This is a genomic window from Streptomyces sp. NPDC012508 (assembly GCF_042902595.1).
GTDB lineage: Bacteria > Actinomycetota > Actinomycetes > Streptomycetales > Streptomycetaceae > Streptomyces.
On the sequence record NZ_JBIBEO010000001.1, the window covers coordinates 1,174,679 to 1,197,546 of the forward strand.

Consider the following 22,868-nt stretch of genomic DNA (forward strand, 5'->3'; position numbering starts at 1 on the left):
CTTCCACCATGAGGAAACTAGTATCCACTGTTCAGAAGCGCCTGATCCCCTGACGGCGCTCCGCGGCCGTATCTCGGCGCTAGCGGCACTCCGTGCCGACCCGTGACGCCCGGCGGCCGCAAGGCACCGCCCGTGAAGCCCGCTGAAGGAAGTGACAGTTCATGTCCGCACCAGCGCCGTCCCCCCTGGCCGTCGTCGAAGCCGAGCCCCTGCCGAGGCAGGAGGAGGTGCTGACCGACGCGGCCCTCGCCTTCGTGGCGGAGCTGCACCGGCGGTTCACCCCGCGCCGGGACGAGCTCCTCGCCCGCCGGGCGGAGCGCCGCGCCGAGATCGCCCGTACCTCGACCCTCGACTTCCTGCCGGAGACCGCCTCGATCCGCGCGGACGACTCCTGGCGCGTCGCGCCGGCCCCGGCGGCCCTGAACGACCGCCGTGTCGAGATCACCGGCCCGACCGACCGCAAGATGACGATCAACGCGCTGAACTCGGGCGCCAAGGTCTGGCTCGCGGACTTCGAGGACGCCTCGGCCCCGACCTGGGAGAACGTGATCCTCGGTCAGGTCAACCTGATCGACGCGTACACCCGGAACATCGACTTCACGGACGCGCGCTCGGGCAAGTCGTACGCGCTCAAGGCGGCCGACGAGCTGGCCACGGTCGTGATGCGGCCGCGCGGCTGGCACCTGGACGAGCGCCACCTCACCTTCGAGGGCCGCCCGGTCCCCGGCGCACTGGTCGACTTCGGCCTGTACTTCTTCCACAACGCCAAGCGCCTCATCGAGCTCGGCAAGGGCCCGTACTTCTACCTCCCGAAGACGGAGTCGCACCTGGAGGCCCGCCTCTGGAACGACATCTTCGTCTACGCGCAGGAGTACGTCGGCATCCCGCAGGGCACCGTCCGCGCCACCGTCCTGATCGAGACGATCACGGCCGCGTACGAGATGGAGGAGATCCTCTACGAGCTCCGCGACCACGCCGCGGGCCTCAACGCGGGCCGCTGGGACTACCTCTTCTCCATCGTCAAGAACTTCCGTGACGGCGGCGCCAAGTTCGTCCTGCCGGACCGCAACGCGGTCACGATGACGGCCCCGTTCATGCGGGCGTACACCGAACTCCTCGTCCGCACCTGCCACAAGCGCGGTGCGCACGCGATCGGCGGCATGGCGGCCTTCATCCCGTCGCGCAAGGACGCCGAGGTCAACAAGGTCGCCTTCGAGAAGGTCAAGGCGGACAAGGACCGCGAGGCGGGCGACGGCTTCGACGGCTCCTGGGTCGCCCACCCGGATCTGGTCCCGATCGCCATGGCCTCCTTCGACGCGGTCCTCGGCGACAGGCCGAACCAGAAGGACCGGCTGCGCGAGGACGTCTCGGTGGCGCCGGGCGACCTGATCGCGATCGACTCGCTCGACGCGAAGCCGACGTACGAGGGTCTTCGCAACGCCGTCCAGGTCGGCACCCGCTACATCGAGGCCTGGCTCCGCGGCCTCGGCGCGGTCGCCATCTTCAACCTGATGGAGGACGCGGCCACCGCCGAGATCTCGCGCTCGCAGATCTGGCAGTGGATCAACGCGGGCGTCGAGTTCGAGCACGACGGGAAGACCGTGAAGGCCACCCCGGAGCTGGCCCGCCAGGTCGCCGCGGAGGAGCTGGCCGCGATCCGCGAGGAGATCGGCGAGGAGGCCTTCACGGCAGGCAAGTGGCAGCAGGCGCACGACCTCCTGCTCCACGTCTCCCTCGACGCCGACTACGCGGACTTCCTGACGCTTCCGGCGTACGACCAGCTGATCGGCTGAGCTCCCCCGACTTCGGCCGACCCGCACAGCGGCCGAACAACACGCGGTGACTCCGCGAAAACGGCTCCGCCCCCGGTGAACGCACAGCACCGGGGGCGGAGCCGTTCCTTCGCCCGGGAGGCTCCCCCTCCGGAGAATTTCTCTCGGGAGAGTTTCGCTCCGGGGAGTTTCGCTCCGGTGTGTTCCACAGGGCACGTGACGCAACCGAAACCGACCCCTACCTAGCGGTAACAAGCCACGGCATGTCAGATTCCGCATGCCACCGGCCGGCGGCTGTCCCCCACTCCTCTGCACCGACGCAGGAGAACACCGCCATGCCCAGAACCCCCCACCGCACGGTCCGAAGATCCCTCGCCGCCGCCGCGTCGCTGATCGGCCTCCTGGCTGCCGGAGTGAGCCCCGCCGGCGCCGCCCAGGGCGCGGGCCCGACCGCCGTCGTGTCGATGGGTGACAGCTACATCTCCGGAGAGGCCGGACGCTGGCAGGGCAACAGCCTGACCACCTCCGGCAGCCGGAACGGCACCGACCGGGCGTGGACGGGGAGCGCGTACGACCCCTCCCGGGTGTACGGCGCGACGGCGGCCAACGGCTGCCACCGCTCCGACTCGGCCGAGGTGAGGAGCGCGGGCGGGATCGCCTCGGCCCTGGTCAACCTGGCCTGTTCGGGGGCGACCACCCGGAACGTCTTCCGCGCGTCGAACGGCGGCGTGGCGTACAAGGGCGAGGCACCGCAGGCCGACCAGCTGGCGGCCGTCGCCGCCTCCCACGACGTCGAGACGATCGTGCTGTCGATCGGCGGCAACGACCTGGGCTTCGCCGACATCATCCGGAGCTGCGCGACCGACTACATCGTCTGGTACTCGTACTGCCACGACGACCAGCAGGCCGCGGTCGACGCGAAGATCGACACCGTGATGGCGAACGTCGGCAAGTCCGTCGACGAGATCCGCGCGGTGATGTCGGGCGCGGGATACGCGGCTTCCGACTACCGGATCGTGCTCCAGTCGTACCCCTCCCCCATCCCGCGCGCCTCGGAGAACCGGTACGGCGAGAGCGGCTGGAGCCGTACCAACACGGGCGGCTGCCCCTTCTGGAACCTGGACTCCGACTGGGCGCGGGACACACTGGTCCCCCAGGTCTCCCAGCGGCTCAAGGGGGTCGCGGCGAACAAGGGGGCGCAGTTCATGGATCTGCGCGACATGCTCCAGGGGCGTGAGGTGTGTGCGAAGACCAGCAAGCTGGTCAGCGCGACGGTGCCGGCCTCGGCCGCGACCAGCGAGTGGGCGCGGTGGATCGACCCGAACGAGACCCAGGGGCCGATCCAGGAGAACGTCCACCCCAACCACTACGGCCAGTTGGCGCTCGGCCGCTGTCTCGCGCTGATCCACGCACGGCCGAGCGGCGACTTCTCCTGCCGCAACACGACGGGGACCGGCGCCTCCGGCATGTATCTGACGGCCGTCTCCTGACGGTCGCGCAAGCCCCCCACGGGGATCAGCGGGCGCGGCGTCCGCGCCGACCGCGACGCCGCGCCCGCTCGCTCGTCCTCCTGGTACCGATACCGAGGCGGGCACGGGTACCGGGAAGCGCGATGCCGAGTTCGCCGAGGGTCCGCTCCGCGCGGTACGGGTCCGCGGCGGCCATCTCCCCGACCAGGGCGTCGACACCGCCCGGCCAGCCCTCGGCGGCGGAGTCGAGGATGGCCCGCCCGGCGGCCGGGCGGCGGTGGACCCGGTCCAGGATCAGCACGGCGCGGGCGGACAGCGGCACACGGGCCTCGTCCGCCGGCTCGCCCCGGGCGCGCAGGACCCCGCAGGCGTACGCGCCCATCACCGGGTCGTCCAGGGCCTCGCGCAGCGCCTCGACGGGGGCGGCGGCGGGGTCGAGGAAGCCGAAGAGGGCGCGGGTGTAGGCGGCCTCGAAGGTGCCGGCGTTGACGGTGCCGAGGGCGTCGATCAGCGCGGACCAGGCCTCGACGGTGTCGCCGTGCGCGTGCAGCCACTCGGCGAGGACGCGGGTGGCGGCGGAGGCGGACCAGCCCTCGGCGGCGGCGATCACGGTGGGGGCGTCCCAGGCCGCGGCCTCCTTGGCGTCCGGCGCCGCGACCCAGCGCACCCGCAGCAGGTAGTGGAGGACCTCGACGCCCCAGGGAGTGAGGCCGAAGGCGTCGCCGGTCCGGAAGACCATGCCGGTGCGGGCCAGCCGGTCGACGGTGTCGGCCATGGCCCGCGCGGCGGGTTCGAGGCGGGACCTGTCCTCGTCCGTGACGGGTGATCCGACGAGCCGGGCCAGCTCGTCGGCCGGCGGGACCCGGTACTCCTCGGGGGCCGTCGCCGGTACGAGGACGGGCGCGTCCTCCAGCCGGGGATCGACCGGCCAGTCCTCGAACTCGGCGGCGCGGCGGGCGACCGACTCGGCGCAGGAGCCCCGCTGGTAGAGCGCGTACAGCAGATGCGCGGCCTCGCCGTCGAAGAGACCGCCCTCCTCGCCCTTCATCTCCTCGACCGCCGCGGCGAGCAGGTCCGCGCCGGCCTCGACGGACCGCTGGGGCTCGTGGGCCTCCATGGGTGGGGGCGGCAGCGGGATGGTGGAGTCGCCGTAGTAGTTCAGGTGCTCGTCGAGGAGGGTGTCGGCGAGGACGAGGTGCGGGAACGCCTCCGGGCCGGGGGCGAGATGGGCGTACGGCCCCGCGAGCGCGCCCGAGAGCCCTTCGGCGGTCCACCGGTCGACCAACTGACCGCCGAGCTTGGCCACGCCGTGCGCGACGTCCGCGTCGGTCAGCAGCGGTCCCGCGGGCGAGGGCTTCTCCGCCTCCCGTACGTACGCCCCGGTGAGCGCGTCCGCGAGGAGCATGTCCGCGAAGTCGCTCCGGTTCATCAGGTCCGCCCGGTTGAGCCCGTCGGGCGGCCGTACGCCGTCGTGTCCGGCGAGCCAGGCCCGTACGGCGGCGGGGTCGCCGGGATCGGCGCCGTCGGCCCGCAGCAGCGAGGCGTACCAGCGCTGCCAGGTGTAGTTGGCGGGGTCGGTCATGGCCCGTTCGAAGTCGGGCACGATGTCCTCGATCGCGGCCACGATGCGCGCCTGCCGCTTTCCGTTCAGCCGCCCGGCCTCCCGCACCCGCTCGGTGAGCGCGACGAGCACGGCGGGGTAGGCCGCCAGCTCCTCGGGCGTTGCGAACACGAACGCCGGCGCGTCCTCGACGAGCAGCCGCCGCACCAGCTCCACGCTCGGCTCGGGCAGCCCGCTCCGCCGGTCGGCCCCGCGCAGGGCGAGCAGCGCGAGCACGGCGTCGGCGGCGCGTACGGACGAAGGGTCACGGAGCTCCGGTGTTCCGTCGAGGAACGCGTCGAGCCCGGTGTTGGTGAGCACGGTCCCTGCCACCTTTCCCAGGGTAGTTCCGGCACGGGCCGGACGACGAGGCCTGGGGCGGCGCCGTCATGGGACGACAACGGTGCGCTGGGCCGAGAAGTCACCCCAGGTGCCGTCGGGGAGGCGGGCGCGGAGTTTGACGCTGTAGCGGGTGCCCTCGGTGGTGGGGACCGTGAAGGTGTAGGTGGCTTCGGCGGGCGGGGGGTCGGTGCCCCAGATGATCGTGGTGGCGAAGGCTTCGTTCAGGAAGAGCTGGTGTTCCGTGACCGGGGCGCCGGTGCGGGGCGGGGTCCAGGTGAGGGTGATCTCGCCCTTCGCGGCTTTCGCCGTGAGGTCGGTGGGGGCCGTGTTGGGGGCGGCGCCGGGGGCCGGGGCGGTGGTGAGGTCGGCGGGGGCGCTGTCCGGGGAGGAGTTCTCGGCGGCGTCGCGGGCGCGGACGGTGAAGGAGTAGACCGTGCCGGGGCGCAGGCCGGTGAGGCGGGCGGTGGTGGCCGTGCCGGGGACGGTGTGGATCCGGGCGTCGGCCTGGTAGATGTCGTACGCGGTGACCTTGGTGTCGTCGCGGGCCGGGGTCCAGGTCAGGGTGGCCGCGTGGCTGCCGTCGGGGGTGGCGCGCAGGGCCTGGGGGGTCGAGGGCGCGGCGCGGTCCTGGGCGGTCGCGGCGAGGGTGGTGGCGGGGACGGTCGCACTGTGCGGGGAGCGGTTTCCGGCGGCGTCGCGGGCGCGGACGGTGAAGGCGTAGGGGGTCGCGGGCGTGAGGTTCACGATGTCGGTCATGAGGGTCGTCGCGGGAAGGTCCTTGACCTTGCGGCCCTGCTGGTAGACCTCGTAGCCGGTGACGGCCCGGTCGTCGGCGGCCGCGCTCCACATGACGTGGACGGTGCTGGCGCTGCCGGCGGACGCGGTGACTCCGGTGGGGGCGGTGGGGCCGCGGGTGTCCTTCTCGGGGCCGCCGGAACAGGCGGTGAGAGCGAGGGCGGCGACGGTCAACACGCTTGCGGCAAGCGGGCGTTGCACAGGAATGCCTCCGTCCGTCGGAATGGTCCAGACCTGTATCCCACGACGTGGAGGCACCCGGCAAGGGGTCGTTGTCAGTGGGGTGCGCTTCACTGAATTCGTCACTCTCCGTGACCGAATGAGGGGGAATCATGACGGACCGTACGACCTATGTGACGCTGACCGGGCTGCGCCGGCGGGGCTGGACCGACCCGATGGTGCGCGATCTGCTGGGAGCGCCCGACGTGCAGGGGCGGGACCCGCGGCGGTGGTCCCTCGCGCCCGTGCGGCTGTACCTGCTGGCGCGCGTGGAGGCGGTGGAACGGACACCGGAGTTCGCCCGGTGCGCGGCCGCCTCGGGCCGCCGCTCCTCCGCGGCGGAGGCGGGGGCCGAGGCCCGGCGGCGGGCGGTGCTCGCCGCGATCAGGGCGGAGCCGATCGAGGTGCCACGCCTCCCCGCCGCCGAGCTGGAGCGACGGGCGGTGCGCCACCGCCACCTGCTCGGGGCCCGCAGCCCCGGCGGGGTCGCCGCCGGGGCGCTGGTGCGGTGGCAGGTGAGCTATCTGCGACACGCGCTGTCGCGGTACGAGTACCTGCTCGACGGGCTGTACGGGTCGACAGGCCGGGCCGAGGCCGAACGACTGCTGCGCCGCAGGGTCTACGAGGCGATCGCGGCGGCCTATCCCGTACTGGCGAAGGAGTGCGGACGTCGCATCGGCACGGACCGATGAGTTCCGACGTCCCCTGCGGTCTTTGTTTGCATGGAGAACACGGAGCGCATCGACCTGGGAACGGCCGCGGAGCGGGTGGCACGGCTCGCCGAGGGCATCGGCGACGAGCGGCTCGGGGACCCGACGCCCTGTCCGGAGTACGCGGTACGGGAGGTGCTCGCGCATGTCGCGAGCCTGAGCGTGGCCTTCCGCGACGCCGCCCGCAAGGACTTCGGGGCGACGACCGGCACACCGCCCGGCTCGGTCCGGCCGGTCCTGGAGGACGACTGGCGTGCGGCCCTGCCGAAGGCGCTGAACGAACTGGCGGCGGCCTGGCGCGAGCCGGGCGCCTGGGAGGGGGACACACAGGCGGGTGGCGTCGAGATGCCGGCGGCGGTCATGGGCATGGTCGCGCTCGACGAGCTGCTGATCCACGGCTGGGACCTGGCGCGCGCGACGGGCCAGGCGTACGAGGTGACCGAGGAGGAACTGGCGGTGTCCGAGGCCCTGCTGACGCCGGAGGAGGGCGCCCCGGCCGAGGGGGGTTTCTTCGGCCCCGTCGTCCCGGTCCCTGACGACGCGCCCCTGCTGGACCGGGTGGTGGGCCTGAGCGGCCGGCGTCCCGACTGGCGTCCGCCGACGTCCTGACCGGCCAGGAGGCGGGCTTCGGCTGTCCGGGTCGATCGTGCGGGAAGGGGTGAAGTGACGATCAGTGGGGGGTGGCCGGGGTGGCGGTCAAAAGGCGCGCGAGCCTGCGGCAGGCCGCCGGTATCGGGGCGATCACCGGCGTTTCGAACCGGGCGCGCAGGGAGTCGGCCGCCTCGCCCAGGGGGCCGCCGCCGATGACGACGGCCCGGGCCCCGTCCCGTACGACGCACTCCTGGACCGCGAGCGCCAGGCTCTCGCGGAGCGACTCCGGGTCGGCGGACAGCGCCTGGGGGTCTCCCCCGGTCAGGCGAAGGCCGGTGAAGCGGTCGGAGAGGCCGAGGGCGGCGACCCGCTCGACGATGGACTCCGCCAGCAGGGGTGTGGTCGTCGCGATGCCGAAGCGCCGCCCGGAAGCGGCGGCCTCCAGCAAGGCCGCCTCCCCGATACCGACGACCGGCACCGGCACCGGCACCGGCACCGGCCCTCGCGCCAAGGCCAGGGACAGCGCCCGCAGGTGCGCCAGTCCCGGGTCGCCGAATGCGCCCACCAGCAGCGCCCGGCAGGTACCGGAGGCCAGGGCCCTGCCGCCGGCCGCGGCCACCTCGGGGGCGGCGGCGCGCAGGGCGGCCGGGTCCGTGAGCATCCGCGGGCCACGCGCCACGGTCACCCCTCGGACGTCCGGTCCCAGCGTCCGCCGGGCGATCGCGGTCATCATCCCGGTCGTGGACGTCGAGGTGTTGGGGTTGATCAGGACGACCGCCGGCGCCGCACCGCGGCCGGCGGAAACGGCGAGCTCCCTGGACCCGGTGACGTCCACGCGTGCGCCGAGGTCCGCGGGTACACGCACGACGCCGGTCCCCGCGTCACACGCGGGGACCGGCTCGTCGGACGGAGAGGGCGCGCTCAGTGGACGTGCGCCGCCTTCGCGCCCCGGGTCTCGGAGATCTCCTCGCCCGGTTCCATGGGTGCGGTGACCGTGTCCTCGTCGCCGCGCCTGCCCAGGTGGTTGAAGACCAGGTTCAGCAGGACCGCCGCGACACAGCCGGTCGAGATGCCCGAGTCCAGGATGATCTTCGCGGTCTCCGGGAAGGCGTGGTAGAACTCCGGCACCGTGATCGGGATGATGCCGACGGCCAGCGAGACCGCCACGATCAGGACGTTGTTGTCCTTCTCCAGACCGGCCTTGACCAGCGTCTGGATACCGCTCGCCGCGACCGACCCGAAGAGGACCACGCCGGCGCCGCCGAGAACCGGCCGCGGGACGACCGAGATCAGCGAGGCGGCGACGGGCGAGAGGCCCATCAGGACCAGGACACCGCCGCCGCAGGCGACCACGAACCGGCTCCGGATCTTCGTCATCGCCACGAGCCCGATGTTCTGGGCGAAGGCGCTGCACATGAAGCCGTTGAAGAGCGGGCTGATGGCCGAGCCGAGCGTGTCGGCGCGCAGTCCGGCCGCGATGGTCTTCTCGTCGGCCGGCCGCTCGACGATCTCACCGAGCGCCAGCATGTCGGCGGTCGACTCGGTCATCGAGACCAGCATGACCACGCACATCGAGATGATCGCGGCGAGCGCGAACTGCGGGGCGCCGAAGTGGAACGGCGACGGGAAGCCGACGACGGATGCCTCCGTCACCGGGCTGAAGTCCGTGACCCCGAACGGGATCGCGATGAGCGTGCCGATGACCAGGCCGACGAGAACCGCGATCTGCTTCAGGAAGCCGCGGGTGAAGCGGCGCAGGACGAGGACGACCACGAGCGTGATCGCCGCGAGCGTGAGATAGGTCGTCGAACCGTAGTCCTTCGCCGCCGGATTGGGCCCTTGGGCCCAGCCGAAGGCGACCGGCAGGAGCGAGACACCGATGAGGGTGATCACGGTGCCGGTGACGACCGGTGGGAAGAAGCGGACGAGCTTGGAGAAGTACGGGGCGGCTATGAAGCCGAGCACACCGGCGACGATGATCGCCCCGAAGATGATCGGGAGCGCGTCGGCCTTGTCGTCCGTGGTGTCGACGATCGCCAGCATGGGCGCGACACCGGCGAAGGTGACGCCGTTGACGAAGGGCAGCCGGGCGCCGATCTTCCAGATGCCGAGCGTCTGTAGGAAGGTGGCGAGCCCCGCGGTGAAGAGGCTGGCTCCGGTGAGGAAGGTCAGCTCGCTGCCGGACAGTCCGACGGCCGCACCGACGATCAGGGGCGGGGCGACGACCCCCGCGTACATGGCGGCCACATGCTGCAGACCGCTGGTGAACATTCTCAGGGGCGGCAGAGTCTCGTCGACCGGATGCTTCTGGTCTTCGGTGTCGGCGCTGGCGTCTTGCGCATCATTGCGAAACCTGGGCTTGGTGGCCACGGAGGTTCCTCCGGTCGGGTAACACGTCGGCGGGGACGTGGGTGTCATGGAGGTGGTGCAAAGCGGTGCAGGTCGTGCGCCTCACGGGTGCGGCTCATGAGGAAGTGGGGGGTGCTTCTTCGTTCTTGAGAAATGCGTCGTGTGCCCGGGGAGGCGGGGAGGCTGACACACGTCGACCGTCCGGGGGGTGCCGTACCTCTTTTCGTACGGGCACCCCCCGTCCAGCCGGCCACGGACCCCGCTCGGGTCCGCGGCGACCGACCGAGGGCCGTCCCCCTCGGTCGGACTCCTTGGGGAGGTCAGCTCTGGGCCGTGATCCGGGCCAGGCGCTGGGCCTCCGCGCGCGCGTCGCGGGCGATCGCCTCTTCGTCCGCGAACAGCAGGCGGTTGTTCTCCACGATCTGCTTGCCGTTGACGAACGAGGCCGTCACCGGGGCGGCGGCACCGAACACGATCGCGGTGACCGGGTCGGCGATCGAGGAGTGGCCGAGGCCGTCGATCTTCCACAGCACGAAGTCGGCGAGCTTGCCGGCTTCGAGCGAGCCGATCGAGTCCGCGCGGCCGAGGACCTGGGCGCCGCCGAACGTGCCGAGGCGCAGGGCCTGGCGGGCGTTGAGCGCGGCCTCGCGGTGGGCGCCGAGGCGGTTGATGAGGAGCGCGTTGCGCAGCTCGGTGTGGAGCTCGCCCGACTCGTTGGAGGCGGTGCCGTCGACGCCGAGTCCGACCGGGACGCCGGCGCGCAGCATGTCCGGGACGCGTGCGATGCCGGCGGCCAGACGCGCGTTGGAGGACGGGCAGTGGGCGACACCGGTCTTCGTACGGGCGAAGGCCTCGATGTCGGAGTCGTTCATGTGGACGCAGTGCGCCATCCACACGTCCTCGCCGAGGAAGCCGGTGGACTCGAAGTAGTCCGTCGGGCCCATGCCGAAGAGTTCGTGGCAGAACTTCTCCTCCTCCACGGTCTCCGAGCCGTGGGTGTGCATGCGTACACCGAGGCGGCGGCCGAGCGCGGCGCCCTCCCGCAGCAGTTCGGTGGAGATCGAGAAGGGGGAGCAGGGGGCGACGGCGACCTGGGTCATCGCGTCGAAGGAGGCGTCGTGGTACTTCTTCACCGTCTCCTCGGTCGCCGCGAGGGCGCCCTCGGTGGTCTCGACGGCGAAGTCCGGCGGCAGGCCGCCGTCCTTCTCGCTGCGGTCCATCGAACCGCGGGCGAGGGTGAAGCGGACGCCCATGTCCTGGGCGGCACCGATGATGGCACCCGACAGGTCGCCGGAGCCCTTCGGGTAGACGTAGTGGTGGTCCATGGCGGTGGTGACACCGCCGCGGGCCATCATGGCCAGCGAACCCTGGGCGGCGACGCGGACCATGGCCTCGTCGATGCGGGCCCAGGTCGGGTAGAGCGCGACCAGCCAGTTGAAGAGGTTGTGGTCGGTGGCCAGGCCCCTGGTGATCCACTGGTAGAAGTGGTGGTGCGTGTTGATCAGGCCGGGCGTCACCAGATGACCGGTGGCGTCGATCCTGCGGACCACGTTCTCCAGGCCCTCGGGCGCCTTGCCGGCGCCGATGGACTCGATCTTGTTGCCGGCGACGACGAGGTACCCGGAGGCGTACTCGGTGTCGTTGGCGTCCACGGTCGCGATCGCACAGTTCTCGATGACGATCCGCTCGACTGCTGCCGAAGGTGCTGCCATGGCGGTGCTTCCTTCATTCCTCGGGAGTGGTGTGGGCACGGCAGGACCCTAGGAGGATTTGAGTGCCGGGGCCGGGTGACGGCTCCGGGTGCCGAGATGGTGGAAGAACAGATTGAGCGTGACCGCGACGAGCGCTCCGGCGCTGATGCCGGAGCCGAGCACGGTCTGCGCCCAGGCCGGGAAGTCGGCGTAGAAGGTGGGCGCGGCGAGCGGGATGATGCCCGCTCCGAGCGCGACGGCCACCAGGATGATGTTGGAGCTGTCGTCGAGTCCGGCTTCCGACAGGGTACGGATTCCGGAGACGGCGATCGAGCCGAAGAGGACGATACCGGCACCCCCGAGGACCGGCATCGGGACCATCGACACGACCGCTCCGAGGACCGGGAAGGCGCCGAGGACGAGCAGGGCGCCACCGGCGACGGCGACGACGTAGCGGGAGCGGACCCGGGTCAGCGAGACCACTCCGACGTTCTGGGCGAAGGCCGAGGTGGGGAATCCGCCGAAGACGGGGCCCATGAGCGTGGCGATGCCGTCGGTCCGCAGGCCGCGGGTGATGGTGCTTCCGTCGCTCCTGCGCTCGCAGATCTCGCCGAGGGCGAGCATTCCGGCGCTGGACTCGGTCATCAGGACCAGCATCACGATGCACAGGGAGAGGATCGCGGCGGGCTGGAACTCCGGTGCGCCGAAGGCGAAGGGGGCGGGCAGGGCGGCGACGGGCGCCGCGCGCAGTGCGGTGAAGTCGGCCATGCCGAACGGGATCGCGGCGAGCGTTCCGATGAACAGGCCGAGCAGCAGGGCGATCTGCTTGACGAAGCCCTTGCCGAAGCGCTGGAAGAGCAGGATCACGACGAGCGTGAAGGCGGCGAGCGCGAGGTACTTCATGGCGCCGAAGTCGGCGGCTTCCTTGTTCCCTCCCTGCGCCCAGCTCACGGGCACGGGCATCAGGGTGACGCCGATCAGGGTGATCACGACGCCGGTGACGAGCGGCGGGAAGAAGCGGAGCAGGCGGCCGAAGAAGGGCCCGACGGCGAGGCAGAAGACACCGGCGACCATCACCGCGCCGTAGATGGCGGGGAGTTGGTGGCCGGGGGCGCTGGTCTCGGCGATCGCGAGCATCGGGGCGATGCCGGCCGACGAGGCGGCGTTGACGAAGGGGAGCCGGTTTCCGGCGAAGCGGCCGGCCCCGAGGGTCTGGAGGATGGTGGCGCAGCCGGCGATGAGGAGGCTCGCGGCGATGAGCCGGGTCATCCCGGCGGCGTCCAGGCCGACCGCCTGGCCGATGATCAGCGGAGGGGTGACCACGCCCGCGTACATCGCGGCGATGTGCTGGAGCGCGGCGGGAACGAGCCGCGAGGCGGGGAGCTTCTCGTCCACCGGGTGGATCTCGGTCGAGGTGACCGCCGTGACGACCGGCTGAGTGGCCGCCGCGATGACCGGCGCCGTGGCCGACGAGGTGACCGAAGCCGTGACCGGCGTCGTGACCGAAGTCGTGACCGCCGTGGTGGCCGACAAGGTGTCCGACGGGGTGGAACAAGGGCCTTCGGCAGGTGCCGGCCCCGTTGCGGGCTGTGCCATGGGTACGTCCCTCCGGTGGTGGCGGCCCCCGCCCGACTGCGGGCGGGCGGGGGCGGCCACGCGGTGCCGCCTAGAGGTTGGTCATGTCGACCGGGATCTGCGCCGTGGCTCCGTCACGCAGCACCGTGGCCTCGATGAGGCCGTAGGGGCGGTCGGCGGCGTAGTAGACCTCGTTGTCGTTCTTGAGCCCGAAGGGCTCCAGGTCCACCAGGAAGTGGTGCTTGTTCGGGAGCGAGAAGCGGACCTCGTCGATCTCCGAGCGGTGGCTGATGATCCGGGTGGCCATCTGGTACAGCGTCTGCTGCAGCGAGTACGAGTACGTCTCCGCGAAGGCCTGGAGCATGTGCTTCCGCGTCTGCTCGTAGGACTTCTCCCAGTTGGGCATCCGCTGCTCGTCGTCGGTCCAGTTGAACCGCCAGCGACCGGACACCTGCGTGGCCAGGATGCGGTCGTACGCCTCCTGGAGCGTCGTGTACTTGTCCTTGATGTAGCCCCAGAACTCCGAGTTGGTGGAGTTCATGACGATGAGGTCCTTGAGGCCGGAGATGATCTCCCACTTCTCACCGTCGTAGGTGATCTGGGTGACGCGGGTCTCCTGGCCCTTGCGGGCGAAGGAGTGGTTGACCTCGTCGGCGCCGATGAACTTGGAGTTGGCGTCCGAGGTCGCGATGCGCTCCCAGGAGTACTCCTCGATCCGGATCCGGGCCCGGTGGATGGGCTCCTGGCTCGTCACGAAGTGGCGCGCCAGGTGGATGCCGAACTGCTCGGCCGACTCGATCCCGTACTCCTTGGCGAAGGCGTACACGGTGTTCTTGGTCGTGTCGGTGGGCAGGCAGTGGGCGTTGGAGCCGGTGAGGTGGACGTCGTCGAGGTCGCCGGAGAGGGCGACGGAGACGTTCAGGTCCTTGATGTGGTGGGTCTCGCCGTCCCGCGTGATCTTGACGACGCGGTTCTCTGCTTTGCCGTACTGGTTCTGGCCGAGAATCGTGGGCATGTCTGCTAGCTCCCTCGGTAAACGGAGTAGCCGAACGGGTTGAGCAGCAGCGGTACGTGGTAATGCTCGCCCGGAGTCACCGCGAAGGTGATGGTCACTTCCGGGAAGAACGCGCCGCTGTCCCTTACGCGGGGGGCGTCCTGCTGCGCCTCGGCTTGCTTCTTGTTGAAGAAGTACGTCTCGGTCTCGAAGTCGAGACGTACGTGGGTGGTGCCCTCCGGCAGCGCCGGCAGGTCCTTGCAGCGCCCGTCCGCGTCGGTGGCGGAGCCACCGAGCGGGACCCACTGCGCGTCGGAGCCGCTGCGGGCCGCGAGCGTGATGGCCACGCCCTCGGCGGGGCGGCCGATGCTGGTGTCCAGGATGTGGGTGGACACCGAAGCGGTGGTGTCGGTGCTCATGCGTTCTCTTCCTCGTTCTCTGCGCGCTCTACGAGACGGGTCAGCCTGATGCGGTTGATCTTGCCCAGTTCGGTGCGGACGATCTCCCGCTCCTGCTCGGGCGAGTTCTCGATCCGCTCACGGACCGCGTCGCGCATCTGCTCACCGGTCTTGCCGGTCGCGCAGATCAGAAAGACATGACCGAACCTGTCCTGGTACGCCAGGTTGAGTTCGAGCATCTCCGCCTTGAGCTCCTCGGAGGCACCGGCCATCCCGCTCTGCTCGCGGGAGGAGGTCGGGTCCCCTGCCTTCGGACGACCGATCGGCGGGTGGCCCGCCATCGCCTCGGCCAGATCCTCCGCGGTCAGTTCGGCCATGGCGGCGTCGCTGGCGAGGAAGAGGGCTTCGACGGTGGCGTACGGGCGCTGGGCGAGAATCTTGCTCCCCCACGCCGAGCTGGAGCACACCTCGTGGAGCGCGGCGACAGCGTCGCTGTCCGCCGAGGTGTTGAACCGGGTCAGACCCGGTGTCGTACCTGAAGTCACGGGAAGCCTCCGTGGCTGTTTTTCGCTGTGCGTCGGACGGGCTGCGGATAGCTAACGCCCTCCCGCAACACCACGTCAACACTTTGTTGAAAACTCGGTGACACAAAAGCCGTCGTCCCGACATCTGGACGACGGCCTGTGGCAACGCATGATCAACTAGCCGTTCTCGGCGGCCTTTTCCCTGTTCAGGGCGGTCTCCCGGTTCAGGTAGTTGTACACGGTGAAGCGACTGACACCCAGTGCCCCGGCCACCGTCTCCACTCCATGACGTACGGAGAAGGCGCCGCGCGCCTCCAGCATCCGGACCGCTTCCTGCTTCGCCTTGCGGTCGAGTGAGGCGAGTGGCGTCCCGTGCCTGCGCTCCATGGCGGCAAGGATGTGGTCCAGCGAGTCCGAGAGCTGCGGAAGGCGTACGGCGATCACGTCCTCACCCTCCCAGGCGAGCACCACGTCGTCGGGCTCGGCCTGCTCGGGGCCGAGTATCTCGGCGCCCATCGCGTCGACCAGCGGCTTGACCGCCGCAACCAGGGGGTGCTCGCTCACGACTCCTCCCCGATCACGTTGACCTGGAGGGAGACACGGGTCGCGCCGGCCGCCAGCGACTTGCGCAGCAGCGCGTCGACGGCGGTCAGCACCTCGTCGGAGCCGCCCTCCGCCGTATTGCCGAACGGGCCGACGTCCACCGCGTCCAGCTCCGCCGCCTGAATGACCTCACGAGCCACGACCGCGTGCTCCGGCGCCTCGTCCAGGTCGAAGGGCTCGGTCGTGAACTCCACTCTCAAACGCACCATGGCCCCACGCTACTGGCCGGAACGGCACCGACGGCAGCCCTGAGCTGCCGGACCCTCTTGACAAGTGCGCGGCTCCCCTTGCAACATTCCGTCAGACAGAAAGTTACTTCCGCAATACGGAAGGAGCGCCGCCCCTCATGGGATACACGGACCAGCGCTTCGATGTGAACCTGTCGATCCTCTTCACGGAACTCCCGCTTCTGGAGCGTCCCGCGGCCGCCGCCGCGGCGGGCTTCACCGCGGTCGAGCTGTGGTGGCCCTGGATCGACACCGCCACCCCCGCCCAGAGTGAGCTCGACGCTCTCAAGCAGGCTCTGGACGACGCCGGCACCCAGCTGGTGGGCCTGAACTTCTACGCCGGGCAGCTGCCGGGTCCCGACCGCGGCGCGCTCTCCGTGCCCGGTGAGGAGTCGGACCGCTTCCGCGCCAACATCGAGGTGGCGGCCGACTTCGCCGCCTCGGTCGGCTGCAAGGCGCTCAACGCGCTCTACGGCAACCGCGTCGAGGGCGTCGACCCGCAGGTCCAGGACGCCCTCGCCCTGGAGAACCTGGTCCTGGCGGCCCGCGCGGCCGACCGGATCGGCGCGATCCTGCTGATCGAGACCCTGAACAAGCCGGAGTCGCCGCTCTACCCGCTGGTGAGCGCCCCCTCCGCGATCGAGGTCGTCGACAAGGTCAACGCGGCCACCGGACTCGGCAACGCCAAGTTCCTGCTCGACATCTACCACCTGTCGATGAACGGCGAGAACGTCAGCCAGGTCATCGCGGAGTACGCCGACAAGACCGGCCACGTCCAGATCGCCGACACCCCGGGCCGTGGCGCGCCGGGCACCGGCGAGCTCCCCCTGGAGCAGCTGCTCGACGAGCTCAAGAAGGCCGGTTACGACGGCTGGGTCGGCCTGGAGTACAAGGCCGCCGACGCCGCCGCCTCCTTCGCGTGGCTCCCCGCCGAGGCCCGCGCGGCCCGCTGACACCGGACGGGGGCCGACACCCCCGTCCGCCCGAGCCGGGCGTCAGTCCCCCCTGACATCGCACAACCCCGAGAGGTACCCCCAATGAGCAACCTCCCCAAGATCGCGTGGATCGGTCTCGGCATCATGGGCTCGCCCATGTCCGAGAACCTGATCAAGGCCGGCTACTCCGTCACCGGCTTCACCCTGGAGCAGGACAAGCTGGACCGCCTCGCCGCGGCCGGCGGCACCGCCGCCGCGTCGATCGCCGAGGCCGTCAAGGACGCCGACGTGGTCATCACGATGGTGCCCGCCTCCCCGCAGGTCGAGGCCATCTCCTACGGCCCCGAGGGGATCCTGGAGAACGCCAGGCAGGGCGCGCTGATCATCGACATGTCGTCGATCACCCCGCAGACCTCCGTGGACCTCGCCAAGAACGCCGCCGAGAAGGGCATCCGCGTCATCGACGCCCCGGTGTCCGGCGGCGAGGCCGGCGCCATCGAGGCCGTGCTGTCGATCATGGTGGGTGGCGAGCAGGCCGACTTCGACGAGGCCCTGCCGATCCTCGAGACCCTCGGCAAGGTCATCGTGCTGTGCGGTCCGCACGGCTCCGGCCAGACCGTGAAGGCGGCCAACCAGCTCATCGTCGCCGTCAACATCCAGGCGTGCGCCGAGGCCGTGGTCTTCCTGGAGAAGTCCGGCGTGAACCTCCAGGCTGCCCTGGACGTCCTCAACGGCGGCCTGGCCGGCTCCACGGTCCTGACCCGCAAGAAGGACAACTTCCTGAACCGGGACTTCAAGCCCGGCTTCCGGATCGATCTGCACCACAAGGACATGGGCATCGTCACCGACGCCGCCCGCAACGTCGGCGCGGCCCTCCCGGTCGGCGCCGTCGTCGCCCAGCTGGTCGCCTCCCTGCGCGCGCAGGGCGACGGCGGCCTGGACCACTCGGCCCTGCTGCGCGCCGTCGAGCGCCTCTCCGGCCAGCAGGTCTGACGCAGGTCCACCCCATGACTTCCGGTCGGCGGCGGCGCTGACAACCTGTCCTGTCGCGCCCAGGCGCCGCCGCCGCCCGGAACACCCTCCTTCGTTTTCAACAAACTGTTGACGTTCGCTTCAGCGGCTCCTTACGCTCCTGACACCGTCACCAGTGCAGCTCCCGTACGGAAGGTCACGATGTCGAAGCGCGTGCTTACGACCGAGTCCGGCGCCCCCGTCGCCGACAACCAGAACTCCGCCACCGCCGGCGTCGGTGGCCCCATCCTCCTCCAGGACCAGCACCTCCTGGAGAAGCTCGCGCGCTTCAACCGTGAGCGGATCCCGGAGCGCGTGGTCCACGCCCGCGGCTCCGGCGCGTACGGGTACTTCGAGGTCACCGACGACGTCACCGGCTTCACCAAGGCCGCCTTCCTCTCCGAGGTCGGCAAGCGGACCGAGACGTTCATCCGCTTCTCCACCGTGGCCGACTCGCTCGGCGGCGCGGACGCCGTCCGTGACCCGCGCGGCTTCGCGCTGAAGTTCTACACCGAAGAGGGCAACTACGACCTCGTCGGCAACAACACCCCGGTGTTCTTCATCAAGGACCCGATCAAGTTCCCCGACTTCATCCACTCCCAGAAGCGCGACCCCTTCACGGGCAAGCAGGAGCCGGACAACGTCTGGGACTTCTGGGCGCACGCCCCCGAGGCGACGCACCAGATCACCTGGCTCATGGGCGACCGCGGCATCCCGGCCTCGTACCGTCACATGAACGGCTACGGCTCCCACACCTACCAGTGGACCAACGAGAAGGGCGAGGCCTTCTTCGTCAAGTACCACTTCAAGACGAACCAGGGCATCCGCTCCCTCTCCGCCGACCAGGCCGCCGAGCTCGTCGGCAAGGACGCGAACTCGCACCAGACCGACCTGCTGCAGGCCATCGAGCGCGGCGTGAGCCCCTCCTGGACCCTGTACGTCCAGGTCATGCCGGCCGCCGAGGCCGCGGACTACCGCTTCAACCCGTTCGACCTCACCAAGGTGTGGCCGCACGCCGACTACCCGCTGCAGCGCGTGGGCCGCCTGGTCCTCGACCGCAACCCGGACAACGTCTTCGCCGAGGTCGAGCAGGCCGCGTTCTCCCCGAACAACTTCGTCCCCGGCATCGGCCCCTCGCCGGACAAGATGCTCCAGGGCCGCCTCTTCGCCTACGCGGACGCCCACCGCTACCGCCTCGGCGTCAACCACACCCAGCTGCCCGTGAACGCCCCGAAGGCGACCGAGGCCGACAACTACGGCCGCGACGGCTTCATGGCCACCCGCAACGGCCGCCGCACGGACAAGAACTACGAGCCCAACTCGTACTCCGGTCCCTCGCAGACCGACGAGGCGCTCTCCGCCCCGCTGGCGATCCACGGCTGGACCGGCGCCCACGCCGCGCCCGAGCACGCCAAGGACGACCACTTCTTCCAGGCCGGCGAGCTCTACCGCCTGATGTCCGAGGCCGAGAAGGGCCGTCTGGTCGCCAACATCGCCGGTGGCCTGTCCCAGGTGTCCCGCGAGGACGTCATCGAGAAGAACATCGCGCACTTCGCCGCCGCCGACGCGGACTACGGCAAGCGCGTGGCCGAGGCGGTCCGCGCCCTGCGCGAGGACTGATCCACGGCGGTATCCAGACCGCGTACGGCACATGACGGGAGGTCAGATGCCGTACGCCGTCCGGACCGACGGCCCGGATGAGGGGTGGCCGGCGGTACGGACAGCGTGAGGACCGCGGCGGCGACGAGCCAGTGCGGTGGTAAGGGCGGACCAGGCCCCTTCTTGACCTGAAGGAAGGGATCCCGGTCCATCCGTCGCCGTCGCCGCGGTCCCAACGCCCCACCTCCCCCCAAGACTCCGCCCGGCGGCGCGAACGTCCTGTCGCGCCAGCCTCGCACCGTCGGGCGGGCACAACGAGAGCGCGGAACCAGGTTTACGGTCCCTGGTTCCGCGCTCTTTCGCGTACGCAAGGGCCCTCTTGCACACCGTCCGGGAGCCCTCTCGCGCCCGTGTCGAGTACGGCGTCCCAGCGCATCGTTTCTGCGGTGAAGATCCACACCCGCTCGGGCGAGCGCACCGCGATTCGCCCCTCGTGCGCCCCTCCCCCGCCGCTATCCAGTCGCACGTGATCAAGAACCTGGTGCGGGGCCTGACCCCGCTCGCGCTCATCCTGTCCCCGCTCGCCGTCCCCTCCCCCGCGCTGTCGGCGAACGTCGTCCTCTTCCCCGACGCCCTCGCCGACCTCACCGAGGCCTCCGAGGACCCCGCCGGTTACAAGGTCTCCGCCTTCCGTCACTGGAACGCCGGCCTCGACCCGGCGGACGGCTGCGACACCCGCGGGGAGGTCCTCCTGGAGGAAGCCGTCGACGCACCGAAGACCGGCACCGGGTGTGTCCTGACGGGGGGCAGGTGGACCTCGTACTACGACGGCCAGACCGTCACCGACCCCGCCGCGCTCCGCGTCGACCACGTCGTCCCGCTCAGCGAGGCCTGGGAGTCGGGCGCCTCGGCCTGGACCGCGGCCCGGCGGGAGAAGTACGCCAACGACCAGGGCTCGCCCGGCACGCTCGTCGCCGTCACCGCCCGCAGCCAGAAGGACAAGGCGGGCCGCGACCCCGCCGACTGGGTGCCGTCGGCCTCCACGCAGTACTGCCGCTACGTCGCCGAGTGGGTGGGCACCAAGCTGCGGTGGGGCCTGAGCGCCGACAAGGACGAGGTGGAGGCGCTCAAGCTGTTCGCTGACGGGCCGTGCGAGGAGACCGTCGTGGTCCGCTCGAAGGCCCCTCGGTGAGGGCGAGCGTCAGCGTGACGGCGAGCGAGGCGACGGCGAGCACGACCATCGCCGTACGCGGCGAGGTGTACTGGGCGACAGCGCCCGCCAGCGCCGCGCTCAGCCCCTGGAGCGCGAGCATGCCCGAGGTGTGCAGCCCCAGGGCGTGACCGCTCAGCTCGTCCGGTACGAGGGCCATCAGCCGCTCCTGGTACAGCAGGCTCGCGCCGTAACCGACCGCCGAGACGGTCACGGCAACGAGCGCCCAGGGCAGCCCCGGATCCAGCGCGAAGCACAGGAACGGGGCCGCGAGGAGCGCCTGGAGCGGGGCGGCGAGCCGGGCGCGCAGGCCGCTCGGCACAAACCTGCCGACGGTCGCGTCCCCCGCCAGCATCCCGAGCGCGCCGCAGGCGAAGAGCAGCCCGGCGTGCTCGGGGTCGTACGGCACGAAGAGCGATTCGCAGCCCACGATCAGCCCGTTGGGCACCCACAGCGCGACGTACACCCGGCGGCGGGCGCGGGAGGACCAGAGCCGCCGGTTGGTCCGCCAGGTCTCGGCCGCCGAGGGCCGGCCGGCGGCACGCGGGGCGCGCCGGGAGAGACCGGAGCGGGCCAGGAGGGCCGCGGCGAGGTGGAGGGCGGCGCCCGTCAGGACGCTCCCCCTCGGTGAGAGGACGACGATGAGCAGGCCGCCGGCCGCGAACCCGGCGATCTGGCAGGCTCCGGCCGCCATGTTCATCACGGAGCGGCCCAGCAGATAGCCCTCGCGGGGCAGGATCTCGCCGAGGAGTCCGTAGCGCACGCCCCCGCCGACGGATGCGACGAGCCCGTGCGCGAGCAGGATCGCGAAGACCGCCCCGACCGGCAGGCCGGGGACGGCCGTCGCGGCGCTGCCCACGGCGAAGAACAGCGCCATCCCGGCGAGCGCGGCGCGCGGCGGGAGCCGGTCGGCGGCCGAGAGGAGGGTGACGGCGCCGAGGAGCTGGGCGAGCGAGGGCCCGAAGAGGGCGAGGGAGGAGAGGAGCGGGGAGCCGGTCCGGCTGTAGACGAGCGTGGCAAGGCCGAGGCCGGCCACCGTCTGGGCGGCGACCTGGACGGAGCAGGTGAGGAAGAGCGGGGTGAACTCGGGCGTACGGAAGAGCTCGCGGTAGCTGCGCATGCGGCGGAGTCTGCGGGCGCCGATGCGACGGCCGTTACTGTTTCGCGGAGGAGCGAAACAAGGGGCGGGGCGGATCATGGGCTGGTGGCAGATCGACGCGGACGCGCTCGCGGGAAGCAGGTTCATGCTCTCGCCGCTGGCCGAGACCACCGCCGCGCTCCAGACGCTGGACTTCACGATGGCCGCCCATCCGGGCGAACGGGCGTGGCTGGAAGCCCATCTTCCCGCTTACCGCGCCCGGTTGGCCGCCGACCCGGTCGACGCGCTGCTCGTGTCCGCCGCGCTCGGAACCACGTGGAACGCCGACTTCGTGACGCCCACCCCGCCGGGCGACGGCGAGCGGAGCTTCGAGGAGGAGCTGACCCGGGTCCGCGAGACCCCGCCCGGGACCGCCGTGGCGGACCTGGCGGTGTCGCTCGGCGGAGCGGTCCCCGAGCCGCTGGCCTCGGCGACCGATCTTCCCTACCGGATGGCCGAGTTGCTCACCTGGGTGTGGCGGGAGACGGTTCTGCCGACCTGGCCGCGGCGCCGGCGGATCCTGGAGGCCGACGTACTGGCGCGCACGGCGCTGCTGACCCGGGGAGGCTGGGCGGCAGCCCTGGACGAGCTGAACCCGGGCCGGACACGCTGGCTCGGTGACGGTCGGCTCCAGGTCAACTCCCGTGACTATCCGCCGCGTTCCGTCACGGGCGGCCAGCTGGTCCTCGTGCCGGTGACACCGAGCCGGGGATGGGTCTCCTGGGAGGGGACGGAGCGGTACGCGATCGTCTACCCGTGCGCGGGAGCCCTGGCGGGCGCGGACGCCCCGGCCGTTCCCGAGGCGCTCGGCGCGCTGCTCGGGAGCGCGCGGGCCGGGGTGTTGGTACGGCTCGAATCCCCCCTGTCCACCAGCCAGTTGGTGGCACTGACGGGGCAGGGTCTCGGATCGGTGGGGCGGCATCTGAAGGTGCTGCTCGACGCCCGGCTGGTACGGCGGAGGAGGGCGGGCAGGTCGGTCCTCTACGACTGGACGGAGGCGGGGGCCGCGCTGGTCCGGGCGCAGGGCGGGCCGGTCCGGGCGCAGGGCGCGCGGGCGCAGGGCGGGCTGTCGTGAGTGTGCGGGCACGGAGCGGCCCCCGCTCCGGTGCTCTCGGA

General features: G+C 71.2%; 21 protein-coding genes. 9 read left to right on the plus strand and 12 right to left on the minus strand.

What is annotated here, in order from left to right:
* Positions 1-161 precede the first annotated feature (161 nt).
* Both aceB and ACFY8U_RS05105 read left to right on the plus strand, forming a co-directional pair.
* Complete coding sequence (aceB, locus tag ACFY8U_RS05100; RefSeq protein ID WP_389565731.1) at positions 162-1,793, plus strand: malate synthase A; 1,632 nt, start codon at positions 162-164, stop codon at positions 1,791-1,793.
* 314 nt (positions 1,794-2,107) lie between these two features.
* Positions 2,108-3,262, plus strand: a complete 1,155-nt coding sequence (locus ACFY8U_RS05105) for a GDSL-type esterase/lipase family protein (RefSeq protein WP_389565734.1) — start codon at positions 2,108-2,110, stop codon at positions 3,260-3,262.
* A 25-nt stretch (positions 3,263-3,287) separates the two neighbouring features.
* Here ACFY8U_RS05105 and ACFY8U_RS05110 read toward each other — a convergent pair whose 3' ends face one another.
* The gene (locus ACFY8U_RS05110; protein WP_389565737.1) at positions 3,288-5,174 is read right to left on the minus strand and encodes a hypothetical protein; all 1,887 of its coding nucleotides are present in this window, start codon (positions 5,172-5,174) and stop codon (positions 3,288-3,290) included.
* 54 nt (positions 5,175-5,228) lie between these two features.
* Positions 5,229-6,179, minus strand: coding sequence for a fibronectin type III domain-containing protein (locus ACFY8U_RS05115; RefSeq protein ID WP_389565739.1), 951 nt, complete (start codon positions 6,177-6,179; stop codon positions 5,229-5,231).
* 131 nt (positions 6,180-6,310) lie between these two features.
* Between ACFY8U_RS05115 and ACFY8U_RS05120 the strand changes: the two genes are divergently transcribed.
* Together ACFY8U_RS05120 and ACFY8U_RS05125 are read left to right on the plus strand one after the other, a co-directional pair.
* Entirely contained in the window at positions 6,311-6,889 is a 579-nt protein-coding gene (locus tag ACFY8U_RS05120) for a hypothetical protein (RefSeq protein ID WP_389565742.1), read from the plus strand.
* A 30-nt stretch (positions 6,890-6,919) separates the two neighbouring features.
* Positions 6,920-7,516 (plus strand): TIGR03086 family metal-binding protein, encoded by a 597-nt coding sequence (locus ACFY8U_RS05125; protein WP_389565744.1) that lies wholly within the window; start codon positions 6,920-6,922, stop codon positions 7,514-7,516.
* Positions 7,517-7,577: 61 nt separating this feature from the next.
* Here ACFY8U_RS05125 and ACFY8U_RS05130 read toward each other — a convergent pair whose 3' ends face one another.
* The 9 genes from ACFY8U_RS05130 to ACFY8U_RS05170 all read right to left on the minus strand — a co-directional run bounded on the left by ACFY8U_RS05130 (position 7,578) and on the right by ACFY8U_RS05170 (position 15,838).
* Positions 7,578-8,363 (minus strand): aspartate/glutamate racemase family protein, encoded by a 786-nt coding sequence (locus ACFY8U_RS05130; RefSeq protein ID WP_389565747.1) that lies wholly within the window; start codon positions 8,361-8,363, stop codon positions 7,578-7,580.
* A 56-nt stretch (positions 8,364-8,419) separates the two neighbouring features.
* Positions 8,420-9,868, minus strand: a complete 1,449-nt coding sequence (locus tag ACFY8U_RS05135; RefSeq protein WP_389565750.1) for a nucleobase:cation symporter-2 family protein — start codon at positions 9,866-9,868, stop codon at positions 8,420-8,422.
* Between the two features lie 299 nt (positions 9,869-10,167).
* Complete coding sequence (locus ACFY8U_RS05140) at positions 10,168-11,559, minus strand: 8-oxoguanine deaminase (protein ID WP_389565753.1); 1,392 nt, start codon at positions 11,557-11,559, stop codon at positions 10,168-10,170.
* Between the two features lie 48 nt (positions 11,560-11,607).
* Positions 11,608-13,134: a nucleobase:cation symporter-2 family protein gene (locus ACFY8U_RS05145; RefSeq protein ID WP_389565756.1), complete on the minus strand. Its 1,527-nt coding sequence runs from the start codon at positions 13,132-13,134 to the stop codon at positions 11,608-11,610.
* 70 nt (positions 13,135-13,204) lie between these two features.
* Positions 13,205-14,128: a factor-independent urate hydroxylase gene (pucL, locus tag ACFY8U_RS05150; RefSeq protein ID WP_361594331.1), complete on the minus strand. Its 924-nt coding sequence runs from the start codon at positions 14,126-14,128 to the stop codon at positions 13,205-13,207.
* 5 nt (positions 14,129-14,133) lie between these two features.
* Complete coding sequence (gene uraH, locus ACFY8U_RS05155) at positions 14,134-14,526, minus strand: hydroxyisourate hydrolase (RefSeq protein WP_361443398.1); 393 nt, start codon at positions 14,524-14,526, stop codon at positions 14,134-14,136.
* A complete protein-coding gene (gene uraD / locus ACFY8U_RS05160) occupies positions 14,523-15,050 on the minus strand; it encodes a 2-oxo-4-hydroxy-4-carboxy-5-ureidoimidazoline decarboxylase (RefSeq protein WP_389565761.1) in 528 nt (175 codons plus the stop codon). Before uraD ends, uraH begins: the two co-directional genes overlap by 4 nt.
* Before the next feature lie 156 nt (positions 15,051-15,206).
* Entirely contained in the window at positions 15,207-15,545 is a 339-nt protein-coding gene (locus ACFY8U_RS05165; RefSeq protein WP_389566181.1) for a helix-turn-helix domain-containing protein, read from the minus strand.
* 44 nt (positions 15,546-15,589) lie between these two features.
* Positions 15,590-15,838: a hypothetical protein gene (locus ACFY8U_RS05170; RefSeq protein WP_361443585.1), complete on the minus strand. Its 249-nt coding sequence runs from the start codon at positions 15,836-15,838 to the stop codon at positions 15,590-15,592.
* 140 nt (positions 15,839-15,978) lie between these two features.
* On the opposite strand from ACFY8U_RS05170, the gene ACFY8U_RS05175 reads away from it, so the two are divergent.
* The 4 genes from ACFY8U_RS05175 to ACFY8U_RS05190 all read left to right on the plus strand — a co-directional run bounded on the left by ACFY8U_RS05175 (position 15,979) and on the right by ACFY8U_RS05190 (position 20,596).
* Positions 15,979-16,812: a TIM barrel protein gene (locus ACFY8U_RS05175; protein WP_389565763.1), complete on the plus strand. Its 834-nt coding sequence runs from the start codon at positions 15,979-15,981 to the stop codon at positions 16,810-16,812.
* Between the two features lie 84 nt (positions 16,813-16,896).
* Positions 16,897-17,787: a 2-hydroxy-3-oxopropionate reductase gene (locus ACFY8U_RS05180; protein WP_389565766.1), complete on the plus strand. Its 891-nt coding sequence runs from the start codon at positions 16,897-16,899 to the stop codon at positions 17,785-17,787.
* Between the two features lie 180 nt (positions 17,788-17,967).
* Positions 17,968-19,425: a catalase gene (locus ACFY8U_RS05185; RefSeq protein WP_361594323.1), complete on the plus strand. Its 1,458-nt coding sequence runs from the start codon at positions 17,968-17,970 to the stop codon at positions 19,423-19,425.
* 505 nt (positions 19,426-19,930) lie between these two features.
* A complete protein-coding gene (locus tag ACFY8U_RS05190; protein ID WP_389565769.1) occupies positions 19,931-20,596 on the plus strand; it encodes an HNH endonuclease family protein in 666 nt (221 codons plus the stop codon).
* Here the strand turns inward: ACFY8U_RS05190 and ACFY8U_RS05195 are convergent.
* A complete protein-coding gene (locus ACFY8U_RS05195; protein ID WP_389565772.1) occupies positions 20,532-21,734 on the minus strand; it encodes an MFS transporter in 1,203 nt (400 codons plus the stop codon). The genes ACFY8U_RS05190 and ACFY8U_RS05195 overlap by 65 nt on opposite strands.
* Positions 21,735-21,810: 76 nt before the next feature.
* Between ACFY8U_RS05195 and ACFY8U_RS05200 the strand changes: the two genes are divergently transcribed.
* A complete protein-coding gene (locus ACFY8U_RS05200) occupies positions 21,811-22,827 on the plus strand; it encodes an ArsR family transcriptional regulator (protein ID WP_389565775.1) in 1,017 nt (338 codons plus the stop codon).
* Positions 22,828-22,868: the final 41 nt, after the last annotated feature.